At 46.1% G+C, this 22450-nt stretch carries 20 protein-coding genes; 10 read left to right on the top strand and 10 right to left on the bottom strand.

The genetic code is table 11. From position 1 onward, the window contains the following. Positions 1-38: 38 nt before the first annotated feature. Both QUA40_RS09250 and QUA40_RS09245 read right to left on the bottom strand, forming a co-directional pair. On the bottom strand, positions 39-455 hold the full coding sequence (locus tag QUA40_RS09250; RefSeq protein ID WP_333124328.1) for an NUDIX hydrolase: 417 nt from the start codon (positions 453-455) through the stop codon (positions 39-41). Positions 456-738: 283 nt separating this feature from the next. After that, positions 739-3369 carry a M1 family metallopeptidase gene (locus QUA40_RS09245; protein ID WP_333124325.1) on the bottom strand — a complete coding sequence of 877 codons (2631 nt, stop codon included), beginning with the start codon at positions 3367-3369 and terminating at the stop codon, positions 739-741. 224 nt (positions 3370-3593) lie between these two features. On the opposite strand from QUA40_RS09245, the gene QUA40_RS09240 reads away from it, so the two are divergent. Both QUA40_RS09240 and cas6 read left to right on the top strand, forming a co-directional pair. Further along, positions 3594-4676, top strand: a complete 1083-nt coding sequence (locus QUA40_RS09240; protein ID WP_333124321.1) for a class I fructose-bisphosphate aldolase — start codon at positions 3594-3596, stop codon at positions 4674-4676. Between the two features lie 191 nt (positions 4677-4867). Continuing rightward, positions 4868-5749: a CRISPR-associated endoribonuclease Cas6 gene (gene cas6 / locus QUA40_RS09235; RefSeq protein WP_333124319.1), complete on the top strand. Its 882-nt coding sequence runs from the start codon at positions 4868-4870 to the stop codon at positions 5747-5749. A 130-nt stretch (positions 5750-5879) separates the two neighbouring features. On the opposite strand, the gene QUA40_RS09230 is transcribed toward cas6, so the two are convergent. Continuing rightward, positions 5880-6206 (bottom strand): antibiotic biosynthesis monooxygenase, encoded by a 327-nt coding sequence (locus QUA40_RS09230; protein WP_333027158.1) that lies wholly within the window; start codon positions 6204-6206, stop codon positions 5880-5882. Positions 6207-6590: 384 nt separating this feature from the next. Here QUA40_RS09230 and QUA40_RS09225 point away from each other — a divergent pair, with 384 nt between their 5' ends. Continuing rightward, positions 6591-7058 (top strand): response regulator, encoded by a 468-nt coding sequence (locus QUA40_RS09225; protein ID WP_333124317.1) that lies wholly within the window; start codon positions 6591-6593, stop codon positions 7056-7058. Between the two features lie 100 nt (positions 7059-7158). Next, positions 7159-7452: a DUF2103 domain-containing protein gene (locus QUA40_RS09220; protein ID WP_333124314.1), complete on the top strand. Its 294-nt coding sequence runs from the start codon at positions 7159-7161 to the stop codon at positions 7450-7452. Here QUA40_RS09220 and QUA40_RS09215 read toward each other — a convergent pair. The 7 genes from QUA40_RS09215 to QUA40_RS09185 form a co-directional block, all read right to left on the bottom strand. Beyond that, positions 7441-8067, bottom strand: coding sequence for a HEAT repeat domain-containing protein (locus tag QUA40_RS09215; protein WP_333124311.1), 627 nt, complete (start codon positions 8065-8067; stop codon positions 7441-7443). The genes QUA40_RS09220 and QUA40_RS09215 overlap by 12 nt on opposite strands. A gap of 235 nt (positions 8068-8302) precedes the next feature. Continuing rightward, positions 8303-9142 (bottom strand): HEAT repeat domain-containing protein, encoded by an 840-nt coding sequence (locus tag QUA40_RS09210; protein ID WP_333124308.1) that lies wholly within the window; start codon positions 9140-9142, stop codon positions 8303-8305. A gap of 238 nt (positions 9143-9380) precedes the next feature. Further along, the gene (locus QUA40_RS09205) at positions 9381-9677 is read right to left on the bottom strand and encodes a phycobilisome linker polypeptide (protein ID WP_333124306.1); all 297 of its coding nucleotides are present in this window, start codon (positions 9675-9677) and stop codon (positions 9381-9383) included. A gap of 101 nt (positions 9678-9778) precedes the next feature. Continuing rightward, positions 9779-10648, bottom strand: coding sequence for a phycobilisome linker polypeptide (locus QUA40_RS09200; protein WP_333124304.1), 870 nt, complete (start codon positions 10646-10648; stop codon positions 9779-9781). Between the two features lie 191 nt (positions 10649-10839). Further along, positions 10840-11655, bottom strand: a complete 816-nt coding sequence (locus QUA40_RS09195; RefSeq protein WP_333124301.1) for a phycobilisome linker polypeptide — start codon at positions 11653-11655, stop codon at positions 10840-10842. Between the two features lie 149 nt (positions 11656-11804). Further along, a complete protein-coding gene (gene cpcA, locus QUA40_RS09190; protein WP_006631256.1) occupies positions 11805-12293 on the bottom strand; it encodes a phycocyanin subunit alpha in 489 nt (162 codons plus the stop codon). Between the two features lie 103 nt (positions 12294-12396). Continuing rightward, positions 12397-12915 (bottom strand): phycocyanin subunit beta, encoded by a 519-nt coding sequence (locus tag QUA40_RS09185; protein WP_333124298.1) that lies wholly within the window; start codon positions 12913-12915, stop codon positions 12397-12399. Between the two features lie 986 nt (positions 12916-13901). On the opposite strand from QUA40_RS09185, the gene QUA40_RS09180 reads away from it, so the two are divergent. The 6 genes from QUA40_RS09180 to QUA40_RS09155 all read left to right on the top strand — a co-directional run bounded on the left by QUA40_RS09180 (position 13902) and on the right by QUA40_RS09155 (position 22402). After that, positions 13902-16721, top strand: coding sequence for a cation-transporting P-type ATPase (locus tag QUA40_RS09180; protein WP_333124295.1), 2820 nt, complete (start codon positions 13902-13904; stop codon positions 16719-16721). A 300-nt stretch (positions 16722-17021) separates the two neighbouring features. After that, on the top strand, positions 17022-18275 hold the full coding sequence (locus tag QUA40_RS09175) for a DNA replication/repair protein RecF (protein WP_333124291.1): 1254 nt from the start codon (positions 17022-17024) through the stop codon (positions 18273-18275). A gap of 147 nt (positions 18276-18422) precedes the next feature. Continuing rightward, on the top strand, positions 18423-18821 hold the full coding sequence (gene psb27 / locus QUA40_RS09170) for a photosystem II protein Psb27 (RefSeq protein ID WP_333124289.1): 399 nt from the start codon (positions 18423-18425) through the stop codon (positions 18819-18821). 476 nt (positions 18822-19297) lie between these two features. Then, entirely contained in the window at positions 19298-20941 is a 1644-nt protein-coding gene (locus QUA40_RS09165; RefSeq protein WP_333124288.1) for a family 10 glycosylhydrolase, read from the top strand. Between the two features lie 259 nt (positions 20942-21200). After that, positions 21201-22097: a polysaccharide deacetylase family protein gene (locus QUA40_RS09160; RefSeq protein ID WP_333124286.1), complete on the top strand. Its 897-nt coding sequence runs from the start codon at positions 21201-21203 to the stop codon at positions 22095-22097. Between the two features lie 113 nt (positions 22098-22210). Next, entirely contained in the window at positions 22211-22402 is a 192-nt protein-coding gene (locus tag QUA40_RS09155) for a hypothetical protein (protein WP_333124283.1), read from the top strand. Positions 22403-22450 lie beyond the last annotated feature (48 nt).

The raw sequence follows: 22450 nt of genomic DNA, 5'->3' as shown, positions 1-22450 counted from the left end.
CGCACTCTACATAATTAGGTTTTGCATCCATGACTGAATCACCAGAACCGATTCGGCAAATCCCCCAAAATGAGTTTGAGTTCCGGTTCATTAACCCGCTTAATTGCTTTAGGAATACTTACCCACTGCCGCTTTCTTTTGCTAGCTTCGGGCCAAATTTCCAGAACTGCTTGCACTTGCAGTAGAAATACTCCTACCTGCCAAGTACAGCCGGACTTTTGATACTCGTAAGTTCCTAGCAAATCCGGGAACACTTGACCCAACAAACCTGCTTCTTCCCAAGCTTCCTTGGCAGCGGAATCTTGGGGAGTCATGTCAGGTTCAATTAATCCTTTGGGAATCACCCAGCGCTTGCTAGCCGAAGAAGTAATCAGCATTACTTCAATTTCTCCGTCTTGAATGCGGTAGGGAATTACCCCCGATTGATCAACCAGTAAAGCGATTTTTATACTCATGATTTCTGCAATATTTATGGGTTAAAAAGCTTCGGCTACCTCATGAACGATTGACAACTAACAAATAAAAATTGCATCCACATTCTAGATAATTCCTCAGTTGAGACAACCAAGGGGAGAATAAAGATATTTAATTTTTCCCCTCTGTGGAAAAGAGGAAATTCCCCTGCACTCCCACTGAACAATAATATTATTATAATAACGGCGCACAATCCTCTACCGACGAGCAGATAAAAGCCGATCGCCAATATCTGCCTTTATCTGTCGGTATGAGGTTTTACACCTAATCTTTCTTCGCCTTAGCCTCCAAATTTTCCATCCGACTCCTCAAATCTTGATTCTCCTTTTTCACCTGATCTAATTCCTCCCGCAACTGCTTTACCGCTGCATCAGAACCAGCATTTTTCTGCACTCTTTGCACAGCTTCATCAGCCATGCGGCGGACGCGGCCATCGGGAGTTTGGTCAGCTAAAGAACGCAAAATGCGAATTGCTTTGCGAGTTTGCATTTGTCCTAATCCCACTACTACAGAGACTTGAGTCAAGAAAAACGTCTCTTTAGATAATTCTGCCAATCGCTGCAAAATCCGTTCTAAATTGACCTTCGTTTGACCAGTCGAAATTGTGCCCAAAGATCGAATTGCAGCCAAGCGCAAAGCTTGCGGAGTACCGACGGCTGTGTATTTCAAAATTAGATTCAGCGCATCTTCAGAAGTTTTCATCTGCGCCAAACCGGCGATCGCACCCGATCGCACTACCTCATTCCAGCCCTGACGCTCTTTCAGCACCAATTTTAACTCTTTCAGTACCTGTTCGTCGGTCGGTTTTTCGTCGGGGTTAGCCCCTGCAATGGAGCCCATAGCACTCGCTGCTGCTGCTTCTACGTAATAGCTGTCGTCGCCTTTTTCGACGATCGACCTCAGCACTTTATAAGTTTCGTGAGTTTGGATTTTACCCAGCGCATTCACCACCGCGCGACGAACACGAGCATCTTTATCTTTTAAACCACTTACTAAACCTTCAAAAACTTGGTCGAGTTTAATTTCAACTAACTGACCGGCAACTTCCGCCCGTACTGCCCAGAACGGCTCTTTCTTGAGAACTTCTGACAGCGTTTTCACCGCTTCTAGTCCTCCCTTTTTCGCCAAAGCTTGGGCAGCGTAAATCCGGGAAACCGGGTCTGGATCGAATTGCAACTGAGCTTTTATTTCCGCAACTCCATACTCTAACACAACAGTTTTTAAGTATTTATTGCCGACATCAAAACTGATAAATGCAGGCTTCTCTTCGAGAGGAAAATAGAAGCTTTGATCGCGTTCGTAGACTCGCACTGTGAAAGTTTTTAGGTTCTGGGTTGAACGTGCAGAACTCTCATCGTCTGCCTCTTTTTCCGGCTTGTAACCGAAGCCGATCGGAATTTTTAGATCGAATACATCTTTGCTGTTGCCGTTGTCATTTTTGCTGTCTTTTACCTGAGTTTGTGTTACAGTCACTTTTGCTAATTTGCTGTCGCCATCCCAGGAATAAGCAACCTTATAATCTGGATGACCGCCACGATAAACGTACTGATCAAACAAAAACATGAGATTGCGACCAGTAGCCTTTTCTATCGCCCTGAGCAAATCGATCGTTTCTACAGTTTTGTGAGCGTTATCCCGCACAAAAGTGTGAATTGCTTTGTAAAATAATTCGTCGCCCAACTCGGCGCGAATCATGTGATAAACGCAAGCGCCTTTTTCGTACAAATGGCGATCGTACAATTCAATGGCTTCGCGGTAAACGTGAGTAACCATCGGCCGCCGGTAGCGGGAACTATCTTCAGCTAAATAACTGCGGGCTTCATTTAACATATAGTAAGCCGCGTCTTCTTTGCCATATTCTTTATCAGTCCACAGCACCTCGGAATAAGAAGCCATGCCTTCTTTCAGCCAAGCGTGAGACCAATGTTTAATTACTACTAAATCGCCGAACCACTGGTGAGCCAATTCGTGGGCTACTAAGCTTTCAGTGCCTCGATTGTCGAGGGTAGCGCGTTCGTCTAACAAGCACCTATCTGTCAGCAAAGTTGTGGAAGTGTTTTCCATACCGCCGAAGATGAAATCATCGACGCAGACTTGAGCGTATTTGGGAAAAGGGTAAGGATAGCCAAATGCTTTAGAGAAGAATTCAATCATTTGAGGCGTTTTGCCCATGCTGCGCTTAGCGTCTGCTTCGCGGCTTCTTTCCACGTAATAATTAACTGGTTTGCCGTTCCATTCGTCTTTAATTTCGGCAAAATCTCCGACTGCTAAGGTCATTAAATACGTCGGGTGTACCTGGGTTTGGGCCCAGTGATAAATTTTATCGTCGCCTTCGTTTTTGGTACTAATTAATTCGCCGTTGGAAATAGCAAATAATTGTCTCGGAACTTGCACTCGAATTTCCGAAGTAGCGAGTTGTCCAGGATAGTCGAAACAGGGAAACCAGAAGCGGGAATCTTCATCTTCGCCTTGAGTCCAAACTTGTGTTGGTTTGTCTGGATAGTGTTTGTCCGGGCCGACGAAATAGAGGCCGCGCTGGGGTTTTTCGACCGAGTATTCGATCGCAATTGTAATTGGTTGGTAAGCTTCTGTTGGTTCGTGCAGTTGAATTTGCAGCACTTCGCCATCGCTGTCGAAATTTTGCTCAATTTCGCCGACTTTTACTGATTTAATATTCAGGTTTACCGCATCTAAGGTTAATTTGTCAATACCGCTGCGGACTGGATTGATGCGGATGCTACAAGTGCCACGAAAGCTTTGTTTGGGAATATTCAGCACTAAGTCGAGGAAAATGTGCTCTACTTGACCAGGGCGATCGGGGTTGTAGTGCGGCCTGGCACCGGGCATCTCGAAGGATTTGTGAGCGTTTTCAGAATCAAAGTAAGTTTGTGACATTGTGATGGCAAAGTTGTGAGTCGATCGGCGATCGCTGGCAGCGCCGATCCGGCTGAACTGCCAGCTTATTATAGAGTAGCGCGTCCTAGCTGCTGTTGTCGCTAACTTGTTAAAAACTGGGTCTATCGTTGAGGGGATGGAAAATATGATTTTTTCGCTACAATATCAGCAAGGCTAATGTCTGCAATCATCAGCCTGCAATTGAAATTGAGAGGGAAATCTGTATGACAGCTACACTATCAGTTCCCAGTTCGATCGAATCTTGGCTTGGCGACGAAGCCGAAGACTTGCTCACCCATCAAGCAAAAGTTTCTAAAGATTTGTTGCACCTGCCGGGTCCGGATTGGGTCGATCGCATTTTTGCTCAAACCGATCGATCTCCTCAAGTTTTGCGATCGCTTCAGCAACTCTATTCTAGCGGACGCTTGGCTAATACCGGCTATTTATCGATCCTGCCAGTAGACCAAGGAATCGAACACTCAGCGGCCGCTTCTTTTGCACCAAATCCCATCTATTTTGACAGCGAAAACATCATTAAATTAGCAATTTCGGCTGGCTGCAATGCTGTCGCGACAACACTGGGAGTTTTGGGAAGCGTATCTCGCAAATACGCGCATAAAATCCCTTTTATTGCCAAGCTCAATCATAACGAATTGCTGACTTATCCCAATCAATACGACCAAATAATGTTTGCGACCGTCGAGCAAGCTTGGAATTTGGGAGCAGTTGCAGTCGGAGCAACAATTTATTTTGGTTCCCCGGAATCGACGCGGCAAATCCAAGAAGTCAGTCAAGCTTTTGCTCACGCTCACGAATACGGAATGGCGACAATTTTGTGGTGCTACCTCCGCAACGATATTTTTAAACAAGACAAAGATTATCACGTTGCGGCAGATTTGACAGGTCAAGCAAATCATTTAGGAGTGACAATTCAAGCTGACATTATTAAGCAGAAGTTGCCCGAGTGCAATAACGGTTACGAAGCTGTGGCTAAAGCTAGCGGTCACAGTTACGGCAAAACCGACAAGCGGGTTTATTCGGATTTGACAACGGATCACCCGATCGATCTAACTCGCTATCAAGTGCTCAACTGTTATGCGGGAAGGATGGGTTTAATTAACTCCGGTGGTGCTTCCGGGAAAAGCGATTTTGCAGAAGCAATTCGCACGGCGGTAATCAACAAGCGCGCTGGGGGATGTGGCTTAATTTCCGGCCGCAAAACTTTTCAGCGTCCCTTTGAAGAAGGTGTAAAATTGTTCAACGCCATCCAAGACGTTTATTTGTCGTCCGAAATTACGATCTCCTAAAAGTTTACCGCACAGAGATTTGCCTCAATATTACCACCTAAACGTAGGTGTACACGCTCCATAAATCGTCGTAAACGTAGGGTGTACAGTGTGCACCTTACGTGATGAAAATTCCTTAATCTAAGTTGCAACTTAGCTGTAATACTAATACTAGCTGAAAATATATACAGACACAGTATATAAATTTTAAAATGCCCCACAGCCTTGTTTTAAACCTGCTGCCAGTTGCACCAATTCCATCTCAGTTTTTAACGGGACGGCATCTCCACGCTTTATTTTTGAACCTTGTGAGTGCTGTAGACAGCGATTTGAGCGCGTACCTGCACGACCAATCTCAGGAAAAAGCTTTCACTTTAAGCCCTTTTCAAGTAAGCAGAAAAGAGGCTTACAAAAGCAGCACGCCCCAGCCACAAAAGAGAGTTTTACCTCCGGCTTCCCGCACAATTTCACAGGCTGTACAGTGGGATTACAAGCAAGCAATTCAGGAAAATACGCCGATTTGGTGGCGAATTACTCTCCTGGATGACGGTTTGTTCGATCGCCTAACTCAACTTTGGCAGCAACTCAATTTCGATCGCCCCTGGCATCTGGGCCCGACAAATATATACATTACTAATATTTTGAGCGAACCGCAATCAAACCAGCCGTGGGTAAAATTTTGTACTTACACCGAATTGTTCGAGAGAGCTTCGGAAACTGAGCGCCAAATTGCTTTTACTTTTTGCACTCCTACTAATTTTCGGCAAGGTGTATACGATAGTGCTATGCCAAGTAGAGAAAGTGTTTTTGGCAGTTTAGTGAATCGCTGGAATAAATATAGCGGGATTGCGATCGAACCTACTTTCACAGAAGCTATTTTCCCCAGTTTCTTCGATATCCGAACAGAAGTTAGTACAGATTCTCGAAGTAAATTTATTGGCTGCGTCGGCGATGTTAGTTACCGAATTATGGGAGATGTTAATCCGGTTGCTATTAAGCAAATTAATGCTTTAGCTGATTTTGCACTTTACAGCGGAGTCGGGCGAAAGACGCCGATGGGAATGGGAATGACGCGCAGGTTGCAGGATTTTTAATTATTAGACTTGAATTGCAAAAATAGCTAGGACGCTGCTCAAAGCCCATCCCACAAGAAAAAAATATTTTTGTGGGATGGGCTTTGAGCATCGTCCTAAAATTTGATTAAAAGGACTTTTGCAATCTTGTCTATTCACTTTTAGGCTGAATTTCACTGACGATTTCATAAACATCAGTATCGGGAATTTTCGCAAACAAAGGCGTCATCTGCTTTAATATTTCCTGATAAGCTTGGCTTTGATTGGCGGCCATCTCTTCTACGCTTTCCCAAAAAATGATGGCAATACCTTTGTCTGTATTGGGCAATTGCAGGAGGTATGCTCCCTTAAAACCTGTAGCATAAGTTGCAACGGCTTTTTCAAAAAGTTCTTCTGCTTCTTTAAATTTTCCGGGTTTAAATTCGCCAATGGCAACGTAAGCAAACTGATGTCTGAGAAAGTCTAGAAATTCTGACATATCCTTTTCCTCAACAAATCGCGATACACCAATGTATATTTTACCCGAAAAAATTGGTTTAAAGCCTCTCCCTGATCGGGAGAAATTAAAAGAAGACTATTCCTTACTCCAATCCTCTTCCTTCCAGATAGAGGTCGCTATCAACAGTCAACAGTCAACTCTCAACTGAACCGATCGCCCGAAATTTGTGAACTTCGCAGTTTGTAGCTTCGCGCTCAGCTCATCGGCGGATTTATGAGATATTGCACCTAGCTGCGATCGCACTTTACCCGTAAAAACACGTAAAAAGCGGTTTTTTGCAATAACCCTATTGAATATCTTAAAACTTACTTGCAATAATTATAATAGATAAATACCAACGAACTAAAAAGCTAGCTAAAACAAATGAAAAAAATATTAGTAATTGAAGACAATAACTTAATCCGAGAAACTGTATTAGAACTTCTGGCAGCACACGGTTTTGAAGTTGTCGGCGCCGAAAACGGACAAGTTGGTATCCAGTTAGCAGCCGAAATTCCCGATTTAATTTTGTCTGATGTCATGATGCCAGAACTAGACGGTTTTGAAGTATTCGCAGCCGTGCGATCGCACCCTGCAACCGCCAGCATTCCGTTTATTTTTATGACGGGTTCAGAAATGGAAAAAGTTCTCGAACTCAAAGCAGACGGCTATCTCAAGAAACCTTGCAGCGTCAAAGAAATGCTCCAGGCGATCGCAACTCAACTAGAAAAACCGACAGTTGCCAACCCACAACCTCAAAAAGTACAGGACAATTCTGCGCCATCAAATCTTAGCTTGCGCGCCAGGAAGCAAAAATCTAGGTTTGAGATTGCGTCGGTTTGCTGGCAATGACACGCACAGTAACGTTATTGATACATAAGTTGAGGGAATTTCAAACTGGTTCCACCCAGGGGTAGCTTAGACTGGGTATGTTGAATTTGGTTAAAAATTTATGAACGCACAACCCAAAGGCCGCCTAGTTTGGAATCACTCTACCCACCTTCCCGGTTTGATACCAATTTTAGAGCGCCTTACCCTAAAAATCGGCATTCAAACTGTCACTCCGGGTGTCATCAACAAAGTTAAAGGACACATCCCGCGCATGACATTAAGAGTGTCAGTACCCATCCGCGGGGGATTTAAAATCATCGCCAGACAGGGCAAAACCGTACAAGAAGTCTTTATATTAACCACTCTCAGTCAAGGGGACTTGGAAGAGATGATCGCCAAAACCCTAGCCAAGTGACAATTTTTCCTTAGCAAGCAAAGCCCGGGCCCTAACTGAAGTAGTTTCATCGCTTTGGGCGATTTCCTCAAGCCTAGCCGAAACTTCCGCTAACCAATCCGGTTTAACAGTCGCAGCACTCGCCAAAGCTTGCAAACCCCCCGCTGCTGCGTAGCGAACCACCCATTCTGGATCTCGGGACGCTTGCAGTAGCGTTTTCACAGCGCGAAGTTGAGCATCTGCAATTTGTTCTGCCGCCATCAGTTGCCAGCAAATCGTCCCCAAACCCCTAACCGCGGCCCGCCGCACACTCAAAGCAAAGTCATTCGCCGCCGCATCGAGCAAAATCTCCAAACCCCTGGGGTCGCCAATTCCCGCCAAAGCCCGAACAGCCCAAGCTCTCGCCCCGTAATTGTAGCCGTCAAGCTGTTCTAGAAGCGGCAGCACGGCAGCTTCTCCGAGTTGAATCAGTCCCTCAACGGCGGCAACTGCGGCGCCTGGGTTGTTGTAGCCGAGCACTGTAATTAAGGTAGGAATTGCTTCTGTTGAGTCAGCCGCCGCCAGTGCTTTGACTGAGTTTAACAAGCCTTCGGAAGAATCTGCTTGTTCGACAGCCTGAATTAGTTCTAATGCCATTTATTTGTAAGCTTTACCGTGACTATTTTAATTGTAGGTTGGGTCGATCGCGCGATCGAACTTTTTGCCGCATCACCCACCAACATTCTCATCAAAATAGATAGGGAAACAGCACTGCTGTGTCCTGCCTAAAATACAGATATGCCGTAGGGAAACAGCACTGCTGTGTCCTAAATATACGGCAGACAATTGAGAATCTCTACAGCAATCCTATTTTAGTTGTGAACTAATTTTTTCACAGTAAACAATCCATTAAATCCATAACGCGGATAGCATCATCTGACAAAGATAGTGATTCTTGTTGATTGAGGTGATGCTCCAAAACTCCTTTGAGTGCAATCAATTTCATGCTATTTTCTGCTAAAGTTTCAGCAATAGCTGGCGCAGACGGCAAATAGCCGATCGCCCCCAAGTCCATCAAAGCCGATCGCCTCAACTGCAAATTATCCCCATTCAGAGCAGTTACCAACCGCTCTCCGTAAACCGGGTCGCCAGTCAACTGATACATCGCCCGCGCCGCAGCGTACTGCACCCGCTCCACAGAATGTTCTAAAAAAGGTGAAATTAGCGGTATTGCTTCTGTCGCTTGCAGGGTTCCCAAAGCTTCAATTACCGAGTCGTAAGGCTGCACAAGGTGCGATTTTCCAGGCACTCGCACAGCCACAGCTACGCCCCCATCCAATAGCTTCATTAGCGGCGCAATAGAATCGCGATCGCCCAGCATTTCTAGAGCTTGAGCCGCCGCTTCCCGCACGTAATAATCGGCGCATTCCAAACAGCGAATCAGGGCCGGCAAGGCTTGTTTATCGCCCAATTTACCCAGGGCCCGCGCCGCATTTCGCAATAGGGAATAGTCGCCGATTTTTGTTTGTTCTGACTCTTCTTCCAATGCGGCAATTAAAGCTGCAATAGCTGCTGGTTCGTTGACTCGAAATCTGCCAATCCACCAAGCAGCATAATACCGGAGACTGTAATCTTGGGAGTGCAAATTTGCGATCGCCTTTTCTACTGTTAAAGACTCGCTCTCAGCTACACCCGCCGGCGGTGAGTCGGATTCGTAATAATCCATAGTCATTAGTTATTAGTTATTAGTTATTAGTTATTCGGCGATTGAAATGGCTGCTACACAGAAAAAACCTGCAAGTCTTAGGGAAACTCGCCGATGAAAATCGCTACTAAACACACAAAACCCGCCGGGGCGGGTTAAATTAACTCTTAGTCCGCTTGTGGAGTGGACTTTGTTTGTCTAGTAGCGATTTTCATCGCCCCTTCTAGCTTGTGTAGGAGCGATGAAAATCGCCCCTGCAAACAAACTATTGGTGATCACCAGATGATTCATGCGATGATTCATGCGATGATTCATGCGATGATTCTGCGATCGCACTTAAAGCCTGAATGTTCACAATTTTCCCGCCCATGCGAGTAATCCGCTGCATTTCTTGATTCATCCGATTGTAAGGCACGGTGATAAATGTACTCGCGCTCGATCGAATCGAATAATCCACATTATTTGTTTCATCGCTTTGGCGCAAGCCGACGACTTCATACCGAAAGCAGCGACCCGCCGAAGCTGTATTGCCACTTTTTCCAGCTACAATTTGACCCAACATAAGCTTCTTGGTAATTGGTAATTCTGACTGTTGACTGTTGACTGTTGACTGTTGACTGTTGACTAAAAGCTAGTAACTGCCAACTGCCAACTGCCAACTGACTAAATTGGAGTAATGCTGGCGATTTTCGCGCCCATGCGTTGAAATTTCTGCATTTGCGAGGACAAATCCTCAACAGGTACGATGAAAGCCTTGCTGCTGCGGCGCACGCTGGGATAGCCGCCCGTGCGAATGCCCGAAACTTCCACGCGCACCAGCCGCCCTTCTTTGCCGTAAGCTGCCGCACCGCCGAAAGTGCTGCCGGGAGTTACGTTTCTGGCAGAAGGTCGATATGCCCAACCTTCGTTACCGCCAGAAGGCCCAACTACAGCCGTAGCGCTGTTAGTGCCGAGTTCGACAGCTAAGCGAGAGTTATTGCCTTCTAGTTGAGATGTATCGCTGTTTGCATAGCCGCGATACAACCGGAACATCCGGGTAAAACCGACGGTTTTTTGACCACGCTGGGTGTTAAAGCCACGGTAGTAAGGCACGATACTTTCGCCAAAGTTTTCTTGATACTCTACTGAATCGATGTAAGAATCAATATCAGCGTCGTAGCCTTGTGTTTGGTACAAATCTAAGTGCTCAACTACTTCAGATTCGTCGTAGGGAGCGCGACCGAGCAAGTGTTTGTAGTTTAGTTCGATCGTCCGAGTTTGGAAGCTGTTGTAGAAAAACTTGGTTTTGTACAGTTCTGACTTAGCTACAGCCCGTACAAATTCTCGTACCGTCAAACTGCCGTCCCGCAGCAAAGACTCGGAACTTGTAAGTCGCTCGGATTTCATTAAATAGTCGTTGCCCAGCACCTGACGGTAAACTGCACGAATCACAGCTTCTACGTCGTCTTTCGTGTAGTTCGGGCGCAGTTCTACCTTCGGCGCATCGCTCAATGCGGATGTTCCCAGTCTGGACGCTGCTGTCGTAATCGCCACCAGATTTTCTCCTAAATTATTAATGACAAAAGTTTAATGCTTGGTTGCACTTGAAATTTTTAGGACTAAGGATAATATGCCTCAAAGTAGGGTGTGCACTGCACACCTTACCTATACACATAAAATTGAAGAATTTTTTAGCCTTAGTCCTAATTTGCTAAAGACGTTTCAAAAAAACGTCTTTACAAACTTTAAGCTGTGGTAATACTTACCACTTTGCCGCCACGTTTGTTGATTTGCTGCAAGCGACTCGAAAGTTGCTCGTAAGGCACGAGATATTCGGTAGTAGTCCGCCGCACTTGAGGCGAAAACTTAGCCGAACCTTGCATTGCGGTGACTCGGTAGAGTTGGTCGCGAGAACCGCCGGAAGTCCCACCCAGCGCTTTTCCGGTGGAGGCCGTGTGTATCGGGGAAGCCATATTTCTCGCTACTTCCCAAGTCAGTCGGGCTTGGGTTTGGTTTTGCGATCGATCGCTCGAAGCAAAACCCCGGTACAGTTGAAACATCCGGTTAAAACCGACGGTTTTTTGACCTCTTTGAGTCGCGAAACCGCGATAGTAAGGCACTATACTGTCGCCAAAATTTTCTTCATACTCAACTGAGTCAATGTAAGAATTGATTTCAGCTTCGTAGCCTTCTGCATTGTACAAATCAACGTGGAAAGCAATTTCCGACTCGTCGTAAGGAGCGCGGCCCAACAAATGCTTGTAATTAAGCTCAATTAACCGCGTTTGCGAGTTCGGATAAAAAAACTTTTTCCGATAAGTTTCGGAATGTGCAATTGACCGCACAAAATCTTTCACTGAAATCTGCCCTTGCAGCAGCAGAGATTCTGCACTGGTAAGTCGTTCGCTCGACATTAAATATTCGTTGCCGAAAACTTGGCTGTAAGCGGCACGAATTACTGCTTTCGCATCGTCTTGCGTCCAGTGTGGACGCAGTTCAACCCGTCCCGCTTCTTCAAATGCTTTTATTCCCAACCGTTCTGCTGCACCTAATCCCGCCATCTTCGCTTCTCCCTTTTTTGCTTTAAAAACTGAAAACTGCTTAAAAAAAGTATTTGCAAAACTAGGCTTTGATCGCAGATGCCCGGAATTCTAAACAACCGCTAACACTTAAGCTAACAGCAGCTTACAATTCCGGGCATCACGCAAATCTAGCTCAGGGCGTTGATTGCGTAGTCGATGTAGGAATTCGCTTCAGTTGCAGCGTCGCCACTCAGACCGTGGTTGCCTTTGATGTACTTGAGAGCTTCAACGTACCAGCTAGGAGACAATTCAAATGTCCGGTTGATTTCGTCAACACCTGCAATCAGGTACTCGTCCATCGGACCGGTGCCGCCTGCAACTAAGCAGTAGGTTACCATCCGCAGGTAGTAGCCGATGTCGCGAGAGCACTTGGCTTTACCTGTTGGGGTAGAAGCGTAGTTCGGGCCTTGCATTTGTTGGGTGTACGGGAATTTGTTGTACACAGCTTGAGCTGCACCGTCGATCAAGCGCTGAGAATTGGCGGTCAAAGCCTTGGCTGCTTCCAAACCGGCTGCTGCTTGGCGGAAACGTCCGAAGGCGACTTGTAGTTCAGTGCTGCTCAGGAAACGGCCTTGAGAATCGGCTGCTGTTACTGCTTCAGTCAAAGGGGTTTTCATTGTTCTGGTTTCTCCCTAATGTTGTGTTGTTTTTGTACAAAAATGATTGTTTGCAAAAATGCGATGCTCGCTATCTTTACAAGAAATGTTCGCTTGGCTATTTTTAGCCGACTGCATTAGCTGCGCGGTCGAAGTAGCTGCCGATTTCAGACATCAGCGAGCTGCAATCACCACGGGTAACACCGTTGGGGTCGTTAGCGAGCGCGATTGCTGCTTCCTTCATTTTTTGCACGCCGGCTGCAACCGAGCCACCTGGAACTCCCAGAGCTTGGTATGTTTCACGCAGACCGTTCAAGCAGCGATCGTCCAAAACGCTGGCGTCGCCTGCAAATGTTGCATAGGTGACGTAGCGCAAGATGATTTCCATATCGCGCAAGCAAGCTGCCATGCGGCGGTTGGTGTAAGCATTGCCACCAGGAGCGATCAGTTGTGGCTGTTCAGCGAACAGGGTGCGAGCTGCATTGGCTACGATGCTGGATGCGTTGCCGGTGATGCGGTTTACTGCGTCAATCCGCTTGTTGGCGTCGGAAACCATGCTGCTGAGAGCATCTAGTTGGCCCGGAGCTAGAAATTCGCCGCGAGCGTCAGATTGGGAAACCACTTTTGTAAATGCGTCAAACATGAAACAACTCTCCTACTTGAGTTAATTGAGTTTGGTTGCGGTATAAAACCGTTAAGTTAAATTTGTTCAGGCTGTTAAGCCTGCAAGGGTTGAAGGTAGACGCCAGCTACTATGCCTGCCGGCTCGTTCTCTCCCTTTCCGCTACCTGCACTATTGTTACATTGCAACGGAGGTTTAAGAAACCTTAGAAAATTTTACACCTTTTATGAGATTGCGACAAACCTTGTCAATCAGTGTTTTGGTTAACTTTGGCCTGTCGTTTCAACCCTCTGATAATCTTTATACAATGCTCGTCCGTCTTTGTTTATTACAAATTATTACAGAAACTTATCTCTCTAAGAAGGTAAAGATCGGGGGGGCAAATGCGGGCAAAACTCCTTCCTAGGGTAGATGCGCGATAGCCTAAAAAAATGATGAGTTTGCTTCTAGCGCTCCTGCAGTGGGGGTGGAACCGCCCCAAACCCTCCCGTGGGCCGATCGCCTTTGTGGGCTTTCTCTGGAAAAGCGGGATTGTTAAGAAGTGTTAAGTAAATTTAAGTTTTGGTAAAAGAAGGCTGGGGGAATAGGGAAAAAAGCCAAAATTCTGCCCAATGTCAGGATGCCTGCAGAATTCGGTATGGGAAAAATCCCAAAGATTGTGAACCCGATCGCCACAGCCACAACTTTTGCCCGAAATATCACCATTTAAAGACTAAACTCAGCCGTTGGGCCTTGGGTAAAAGCCGAAGAAATTGCTAATTTTTAGTAGTAAGGTGGATAGGTGCTATCAGCGGTAGGTCTACAAACGGCGCGATCGAGTCGCCAGACGCATTGAAGTTAAAAGCTTTTTGCTTCCTCGGCATCGAACCGCCCAAAACGAGTCGCAAGTTAAACAGTTTTTTATTCAGAACTCAAAACTTAAAAGTCTCTCACTGTAATCAGCCAGATGGATCGGCTGTAGCTGTCCGGCCGCAACCACCTTTATGCCCCATGCTCGATCGTAATTTATGTCTTCAAATTCTCCCTCTTCTTGGCACACCGTAGCAATTGACAAAACTCTCCAGCAGCTAAGCAGCAACAAAGACGCTGGCTTGAGCAGCCAACAGGTGTCAGAACGCTTGCAGCAATACGGCCCCAACGAACTAGAAGAAACAGGAGGCCGCAGTCCGTGGTCGATTTTTGTCGATCAGTTCACCAACATCATGTTGTTGATGCTGATAGGTGTGGCAGTGATTTCGGCTTTTTTGGACATCAGGTCGAATACTTTTCCCAAAGATGCGATCGCCATTTTTGCGATCGTCATACTCAACGGCATTCTCGGCTATTTCCAAGAGCAAAGTGCTGAAAAAGCCCTCGCAGCCCTCAAAAACCTCGCTTCCCCCCTAGTCAGAGTCCTGCGGGACGGCAAAACTTCGGAAATAGCCGCCAAGGAACTCGTACCTGGAGACGTGATGCTGTTAGAGGCTGGGGTAAAAATAGCAGCAGACGGACGCTTGATCGAAACATCAAATCTGCAAGTCAGAGAATCTGCTTTGACAGGAGAAGCTCTAGCAGTTACCAAGCAAGCTGATCTAGAACTTCCAGAAGATGCTTCCTTGGGCGATCGACTCAACCTGATTTTTCAGGGCACAGAAGTTGTTCAGGGACGAGCAAAGGCGATCGTCACCAACACTGGAATGCAAACTGAACTGGGCAAAATTGCCACCATGCTTCAGTCAGTAGAAAACGAACCGACTCCCCTGCAACAGCGGATGGACCAGTTGGGAAAGATTCTAGTCTCCGGAGCCCTAAGCTTAGTCGCAATTGTCGTCATCGGCGGCATGATTACCTTCCAAAACGGCAGCATCGGGTTCGATACCAGCAGGTGGGAAGAGTTGTTAGAAGTTTCTCTCAGCATGGCTGTGGCTGTGGTTCCCGAAGGACTCGCAGCAGTCGTGACAGTGACTCTAGCACTCGGAACTAGGCGGATGGTGAAGCGAAACGCCCTGATTCGCAAACTGCCGGCCGTAGAAACTTTGGGATCGGTTACTACCATTTGTTCTGACAAAACAGGTACTCTGACTCAAAATAAAATGGTAGTTCAGCTAGTGTCTACGGGCGACTGCACTGTCGCCGTCGCAGGATCTGGCTATGCCCCGATCGGAGATTTTACCGATCGGCATACATCGACCCAAATTAATAATTTAGAGGAATATCCAGAACTCGAATCTTTATTAATTGCCTGTGCAGTGTGCAACGACGCAGTATTGCAGCAAGAACAGCAAGAATGGAAGATTTTGGGCGACCCCACGGAGGGAGCTCTGCTTTGTGTAGCGGGAAAAGCAGGCATATATAAGGAAAAACAGTCTCAATTGCTGCCGCGGACGGCGGAATTTCCTTTTTCTTCCGAACGCAAGCGGATGAGCGTGATTTGCGAAGTTCCCGGCAGATCCGGAAATTCGGGATTTCCCGCAGTTGAAGGACAGCAGCCGAATTATTTGATGCTGACCAAAGGTTCTCCAGAGTTGAGTTTGGAGCGCTGCAAAGGCATTATAGTCGGCGATCGAGTACAACCTTTAAATCAGGAAATGCGCAATCGCATCCTCGCGGAAAACAACAACATGGCAAGCGGCGGTTTGCGAGTCCTCGGGTTTGCGTACAAACTCTGGGAAAACGTGCCGCCCGAAGGTTCTGAGGAAACCAGCGAACAAGATATGATTTGGCTGGGACTCGTCAGTATGCTGGACGCGCCGCGCCCGGAAGTGTGGGAAGCAGTGGTGAAGTGCCGCAATGCAGGCATTCGGGTGGTGATGATTACAGGAGACCACCAGTTGACAGCAAAAGCCATCGCCTACGATTTAGGTATTGCTAAAGAGGGCGATCGAGTTCTCACCGGTCAAGAATTAGAAAAGCTCAGCCAAGAAGAACTCAAACAGCAAGTCGAACAGGTTAGCGTTTACGCCCGCGTCTCCCCAGAGCACAAATTGCGGATTGTCCAAGCTTTGCAAAGTTGGGGCAAATTTGTCGCAATGACCGGCGACGGCGTTAACGACGCCCCCGCCTTGAAACAAGCCGATATCGGCATCGCTATGGGGATTACCGGCACCGATGTCAGCAAAGAAGCTAGCGATATGGTGCTCCTCGACGACAACTTCGCAACTATTGTCGCCGCCGCTGAAGAAGGGCGAGTGGTTTATAGCAATATTCGCCGCTTTATTAAGTACATTTTGGGCAGCAACATCGGCGAAGTTTTGACAATTGCGGCCGCACCTTTAATCGGTTTGGGAGGAGTGCCGCTGACGCCGCTGCAAATTTTGTGGATGAACTTAGTAACAGACGGCGTTCCCGCTTTGGCCTTGGCCGTGGAACCGGGGGAACCGAACGTGATGAAAAGGCCTCCTTTCAGTCCGCGAGAAAGTATTTTTGCGCGGGGGTTGGGTTCTTACATGATTCGGATCGGGATTATTTTTGCAATTTTGACGATCGCGATGATGTCCTGGGCTTACGGATATACTCACACTCCCGGGCACGGCGATCCAGATGCTTGGAAAACAATGGTGTTTACAACTCTTTGTTTGGCGCAAATGGGTCACGCGATCGCAATTCGGTCTAACACTCAGCTAACTATTGAGTTAAATCCCTTCACTAATGTTTTTGTGTGGGGGGCTGTAATTGTGACTACTATTCTGCAATTGATGCTGATTTACGTTCCGCCGCTGAGAGCATTTTTCGGCACTCATTATTTAACGGCGTTTGAATTGATGGTTTGCTTCGGTTTCAGCGCCCTGATGTTTGTCTGGATTGAAATGGAAAAACTGTTTGTGCGCTGGTACAAATCTAGAAAATAGTGTTAATAATGGCTAACGCATACTGCTCGATGTTTCCTTATTAGCTAGAGCGATCGCATTGGGTGCTATTTTCAATACTAGAATAGACAACATTGCTTTCGTTCGCTCTCCTGTCTTGAAATTATCTGCGTTTATCTGTATTTATCTGCCTTGCATCTGCGGTTGACATATCAATCAAAAAATCATGCAATAAGTCTACTGTATTACCAATAATGACCAGATTACAAATTACTAAACGGTAAGGTTCTATAAGATCGCATCCTACCAATCACCAATTACCAATTACCAATTACTAATATTATGTATTTGAAAACGCTGCACCTACGGCAGTTTCGGAACTACTTCGATCAAAAGGTAGCCTTTGACGCTCCCAAAACCATTTTAGTAGGAAATAACGCTCAAGGAAAATCTAACTTGTTAGAAGCGGTAGAGTTGCTTTCCACATTAAAAAGTCATAGGGTAGGGCGCGATCGCGATTTAATACTCGACTCAAAGCCGATCGGGCAAATTGATGCTACACTCGAACGTCAAACCGGACCGATCGACTTAGCTTTAACTCTTCGCTCTGGGGCGCGTAGAACACTGAAGCTCAACGGTGAACCGCTGCGCCGCCATTTAGACTTTTTGAGCGTCTTAAATGTAGTGCAATTTTCTTGTTTGGATTTGGACTTAGTGCGCGGCGGGCCCGAAGGAAGGCGCAATTGGATCGATCGCTTAGTCATCCAGTTAGAACCGATTTACGCTCACATTTTGCAGCAGTACAACCAAATTTTGCGCCAGCGAAACGCTCTGTTGAAACGTTCTAAAGAAATCAGGAAAGCGGAATTTTCCGACAGTTTTGACAAGATGCGATTTATCGGATCTGAAACTCCCGAAGACCAAAATATCGCAGAATTCCCAATGCCCAATGCCCAATGCCCAATGCCCCCTTCCCAATTCCCCATTCCCCGTTCGGAATTAGCTTTGTGGGACGCGCAGTTGGCGACAGCGGGCGCTCGCGTGATCCGCAGGCGCGATCGAATTTTGGAGCGATTGATGCCTTTAGCTCGAAATTGGCACCGTTCAATTAGCGGTTCAGCCGAAGTTTTAGATGTGAAATACGATGCTAATATTGAAGTAGGCGCGGAATTAATCGCTAAAGATAATCTCGAAGGAGTGCGACAAGCATTTTTAGAGAAAATTCAAAAAAGGGCGATCGCCGAACAGTTTCAAGGAACCACTTTAGTCGGCCCCCACCGCGACGATATTACATTTACAATTAACAATACCCCAGCTCGTCAATACGCATCCCAAGGTCAGCAGCGAACTCTGGTATTAGCATTAAAATTAGCCGAATTGCAGCTTATTGAAGAAGTCGTCGGTGAAGCGCCTTTACTATTGCTCGACGACGTACTTGCAGAACTCGATCTGAGCCGCCAAAATCAACTTTTAGAAACAATTCAAGAACGATTTCAAACTCTGATTACTACAACTCACCTAGGCGCTTTTGATGCTCAGTGGCTGCGACAAACCCAAATTCTCTCCGTCGTTGCTGGAGAAATCAATCGATTTTAGATTTTAGATTTTAGATTTTAGATTGACAAAATTTCTGTTTTATGGTAAAGGTGCAAAAGTTTTGAAAAATTGGCATTATCAGCTCAATTCGAGATAGGATAAAGGTTAATTTTCATTGCAGCTTTCGCTTCCATTTTTCTAACCCTTATGAAGCATTACATTTCCCGTCTGTTAGCCCTGGTATTAGTTGTTGTCATCGGCGTAGCGGGCTGTACCAATGTTCCAGCCACTCTGAGTGGAGATTATGGCCAAGACACATTAGCATTAGTGAAGAGCTTGAGAACAGCGCTCACTTTGCCAGAGGGCGCGCCGGAAAAAGCAGCCGCTCAAGCCGCTGCTCGCACAAGTATCAACGATTTTTTTGCTGCATACCGCCGCGATCCCGCTCTTACCAAGCTGGCATCTTTCACGACAATGCGGACGGCATTAAACTCTTTGGCAGGACATTACAGTTCCTATCCAAACCGTCCCGTTCCTGAAAAATTGAAAAAGCGTCTTGAGTCAGAATTTCAGCAAGTAGAAGCGGCTCTCAACAGAGGATCTTAATCTCTAAATTTAGGATCAAGGATAAATTTTAATAATTCATCTTTCATCCTTGATATTTGAGTGTTAACAATTTTTAGTAGAAATATCAACTGCTTTTAGCGCCCACTGTACCCAGGCGCTTTTTTATGCAGAATTTAGTGAAAAAATACTGAAAATCGAACGGGATATGATATCAAATCCGGGCTTTTTACCCCCTATATTTTTGATTCCGCGAAGGCGCGTGCCTGCGCGCCAACACTTAGGCAGAGGAAAGTTTGTATAACATCATAGCAGCGGTTTAATCGCCCAGTCTTATCTTACCCGATCGCCCTTATTGAATTTAAATAGCCGCCAGATATAATTTGCCTTGTGCGATCGACTTGTGCCATAACTAAGTCAACCGAAAAAAGTAGAAAATTTGTAGCTGCTTGTTGAACGCGATCGCATTTTTGCGATCGCCACCCAATTTAAACCAAACAACCCCATTCCATTCTCCCATGAAAATTGCACCAACTCGCATCGCGAATTTTCAACACCAGCGACGCTTTTTAAGTGCGGTAACTGCTGTTTTAACCAGTAGCTTCATCAGCCAGCTTGTTTTGCCGTTTATTGAAAATCAACCAGCTTTTGCCGAAACATCAGCCTATTGCCAATTATCCCAAGAACAGGTCAATCAAAAAGAAGACTTGCGCCGCGCCGCGCTGTCGGGAAAAGGGGAATCTCAGCAAGCATATTTTGCTGTTTTGAACAAACACGCGCGAGAAATAGCAGAATGCCGCCAAAAAACTTGGCCCGAAACCCAAGCAGTTTGGCTGCGTTTGTATCCCTGCGATGTCAGACCCGGAGAACTCGATCGAGTATTAGACAAAGTTGTGAATAAAGGCTACAACCAAGTCTACATAGAAACATTTTATGACGGTCAAGTGCTGCTACCAGTCGCAGACAATCCTACGGCTTGGCCTTCTGTTGTGAGAAATCGCGGCTACGAGAAATACGACTTGTTAGAAAAGGCGATCGCCAAAGGCAAACAACGAGGTTTAAAAGTATACGCCTGGTTATTTACCATGAACTTTGGCTATACATATTCTCAGCGTTCCGACAGACAGCAAACCCTCGCTATCAACGGTAAAAATCAGACAAGTTTAACAGTAAGTGAAGACGCAGCAATTAACCAGGACTTCGGAGAAGTTCCGGGCAATCAAGCCTTTATCGATCCGTACAACCCACAAGCACGGCAAGACTATACTTTGTTAGTAAATCAAATAATCAAGCGCAAGCCCCAAGGAATGTTATTCGACTACATTCGCTATTTACGGGGCATCGGACCCGCTTCAGTTGCTAGCAAAGTTCAAGACTTGTGGATTTACGGCCCAGCATCGCAGCAAGTTCTTTTGCAGCGGGCTACCAATCAGCAAGGGCGAGATTTAATTCAGCGATATTTGACTAAGGGATTTATCAATCCTAATGACGTTCAAGCAGTAGTCAAACAGTATCCAACTGAGCGAGAACCTCTTTGGCAGGGCCGAATTCCGCTGGCGATGTCAGTAGCCACTCCACCTTCTAGAGGAGAGAATGTCGCATCAAGAACAGCCTCAACAACTCCCCCCGCTAACAAGCCAAACGCTGCAACTCCCACATCAAAAGCGACACCGCCACTTCCCGATACTAGCATTCTGCAAAAAGACCTGTGGAAACTGAGCGTTGCTCACGCCGTCCAAGGAATTTTAGATTTTTTGGGGATAGCAATTCAACCAGCTCAAAGGATGGGAATTCCTGTAGGAGCAGTGTTTTTTCCCACTGCAAATCAAGCGATAAATCAAGGGGGATATGATTCGAGATTACAGCCTTGGGACAGCTTTCCGGCTGCTGTAGAATTCCACGCCATGTCTTACGGAAATTGCGGGGATGTAAGCTGCATTGTGCCACAGGTGCAGCGGACAGTGAGTTTAGCGCCTGCGGGAGCAAAAATTATTCCTGCCATTGCTGGAGATTGGGGAAAACCTCTCAGAAATCGGCCGTCTTTGGAGATTCAAATGCGGGCAATTCGCTCGGCGACGCCGCAAATTAATGCGGTGAGTCATTTTGCTTTTGGGTGGCAAGAACCGGAGGATGAAAGGGCGCGGCAAACTTGCCGATTGTAGATAGTCCTTGACAGATAGGGTGTCATCACGTTGTTTTATTGTCGCAGAAAGAGCCTGAAAGTGTAGATTTTTTATTAAGAAACCGGGTTTTGATAGCGGAAAGGGTGGCTAGCCACGATTGATTTGCCTAAAAAAACCCGGTTTCAGCCTAAGTCTAGCTTTAGTGCGATCGACGTTTTGCAAAAAAAAATAATTTACCAAATTTTTAAGCTAGCAGAACCAGGCATAATGAGATTGTTCCAAATAACTCCTATAGCTGATGAGTCGCAAAGGCCATAAAAAACAGGTTATTAAAACCGTTATAATTATCGGATTGAGCATCACAATTTCTCTGTTGTCGGAAAACAGAAAAACCGCCAATTCAAATCCGCTAATACCGATCGCACCAGTTAAAAATCCCCCGCCAAACCTCCAGAAACTGCCCAAACCCCAAACACGCGATTCTCCCCCCGCAACTCCCTCTCCCAAGCCTCCCGAACAACCTTTGGTCTTCGCACCGCCCGCGCAATTTCGCAGCCAAATTGTTTATAAAGCCAGTATTAACAACTCAAAAGTTATCGCCCTGACATTTGACGATGGCCCAACGCCTGAAACTTTGAAAATATTAGAAGTTTTGCACAAACATCAAGTTGTGGGCACATTTTTCTGCTTGGGTGCAAACTTGCGGGAGTATCCAGAAATCGCGAAAAGAGTTGTGCAAGCGGGAAATGCGATCGGCAATCATACATGGCATCACTATTCTCACAATGTTACCGAAAAAACAGCATCCGATGAAATAGATAATACTGGCGTTCATATTTATCGATCGACTGGGGCAAAAAGTTTCTTGTTTCGCCCCCCCGGCGGGCGCTTAAATAACGGTTTGGCAGATTACGCTAAAAAGAAAAATTATGTAGTCGTCATGTGGTCGATCGACCCTAAAGACTTTCTGCAACCTCCGGCCGCTGCGATCGCCCGTAGCGTGCTATCCCAAGCGACATCAGGGGCGATCGTATTGTTGCACGACGGCGGCGGCAATCGCCAGCAAACAGTCGAGGCGCTATCTACAATTATTCCCAAACTCAAACAGCAGGGATATCGTTTTGTAACCGTGCCACAATTACTGGAAATGCAAGCAGCGCAAAAACAGCGAATTGCCGATCGCAAATCCCAATGAACAGACATCTGGGCCAAATTAACTTACCCAGAATTTCATCTGCGTTCATCTGCGGTTAAAAAACCAAATTATGCTAAATTTATTAATAATCATAAAAGCCTTTATTAATCCTAATGCAAAAACTACAAGCAAGAGATATCAACCTCCGCTATCTAATCGATAAATTCGGCTTGCAGCGAGTTCGCAACAGCGAATTTTTCCGAGAATGGCAAGAAAACTTAGCCGAAGTAACAGACTCAGAAAAACAATTGCTCGATCGCGTCCAAGACATATACTGGGTGCATCTCAGTTTTGCAAATCCATGAAAAAATAGCTAAAATGAAAAAGCTAGTAAAACCGTAAAAAAAAACGAT

Origin of the sequence: Microcoleus sp. Pol11C3, assembly GCF_036701485.1 — a bacterium.
Classification (GTDB): domain Bacteria; phylum Cyanobacteriota; class Cyanobacteriia; order Cyanobacteriales; family Microcoleaceae; genus Microcoleus.
The sequence above is the reverse complement of the archived record's forward strand: the minus strand, read 5'-3'. Positions and strand labels throughout refer to the sequence as shown.

Excerpts from the sequence above, each read along its gene's own strand:
- QUA40_RS09160 (WP_333124286.1), top strand. The coding sequence starts at position 21,201 with ATGAGTCGCAAAGGCCATAAAAAACAGGTTATTAAAACCGTTATAATT.
- QUA40_RS09250 (WP_333124328.1), bottom strand. The coding sequence starts at position 455 with ATGAGTATAAAAATCGCTTTACTGGTTGATCAATCGGGGGTAATTCCC.
- QUA40_RS09205 (WP_333124306.1), bottom strand. The coding sequence starts at position 9,677 with ATGTTGGGTCAAATTGTAGCTGGAAAAAGTGGCAATACAGCTTCGGCG.
- QUA40_RS09195 (WP_333124301.1), bottom strand. The coding sequence starts at position 11,655 with ATGGCGGGATTAGGTGCAGCAGAACGGTTGGGAATAAAAGCATTTGAA.
- QUA40_RS09240 (WP_333124321.1), top strand. The coding sequence starts at position 3,594 with ATGACAGCTACACTATCAGTTCCCAGTTCGATCGAATCTTGGCTTGGC.
- QUA40_RS09165 (WP_333124288.1), top strand. The coding sequence starts at position 19,298 with ATGAAAATTGCACCAACTCGCATCGCGAATTTTCAACACCAGCGACGC.
- QUA40_RS09245 (WP_333124325.1), bottom strand. The coding sequence starts at position 3,369 with ATGTCACAAACTTACTTTGATTCTGAAAACGCTCACAAATCCTTCGAG.
- cas6 (WP_333124319.1), top strand. The coding sequence starts at position 4,868 with ATGCCCCACAGCCTTGTTTTAAACCTGCTGCCAGTTGCACCAATTCCA.
- QUA40_RS09230 (WP_333027158.1), bottom strand. The coding sequence starts at position 6,206 with ATGTCAGAATTTCTAGACTTTCTCAGACATCAGTTTGCTTACGTTGCC.
- QUA40_RS09220 (WP_333124314.1), top strand. The coding sequence starts at position 7,159 with ATGAACGCACAACCCAAAGGCCGCCTAGTTTGGAATCACTCTACCCAC.
- QUA40_RS09215 (WP_333124311.1), bottom strand. The coding sequence starts at position 8,067 with ATGGCATTAGAACTAATTCAGGCTGTCGAACAAGCAGATTCTTCCGAA.
- QUA40_RS09155 (WP_333124283.1), top strand. The coding sequence starts at position 22,211 with ATGCAAAAACTACAAGCAAGAGATATCAACCTCCGCTATCTAATCGAT.
- cpcA (WP_006631256.1), bottom strand. The coding sequence starts at position 12,293 with ATGAAAACCCCTTTGACTGAAGCAGTAACAGCAGCCGATTCTCAAGGC.
- QUA40_RS09225 (WP_333124317.1), top strand. The coding sequence starts at position 6,591 with ATGAAAAAAATATTAGTAATTGAAGACAATAACTTAATCCGAGAAACT.
- QUA40_RS09180 (WP_333124295.1), top strand. The coding sequence starts at position 13,902 with ATGTCTTCAAATTCTCCCTCTTCTTGGCACACCGTAGCAATTGACAAA.
- QUA40_RS09185 (WP_333124298.1), bottom strand. The coding sequence starts at position 12,915 with ATGTTTGACGCATTTACAAAAGTGGTTTCCCAATCTGACGCTCGCGGC.
- psb27 (WP_333124289.1), top strand. The coding sequence starts at position 18,423 with ATGAAGCATTACATTTCCCGTCTGTTAGCCCTGGTATTAGTTGTTGTC.
- QUA40_RS09210 (WP_333124308.1), bottom strand. The coding sequence starts at position 9,142 with ATGACTATGGATTATTACGAATCCGACTCACCGCCGGCGGGTGTAGCT.
- QUA40_RS09175 (WP_333124291.1), top strand. The coding sequence starts at position 17,022 with ATGTATTTGAAAACGCTGCACCTACGGCAGTTTCGGAACTACTTCGAT.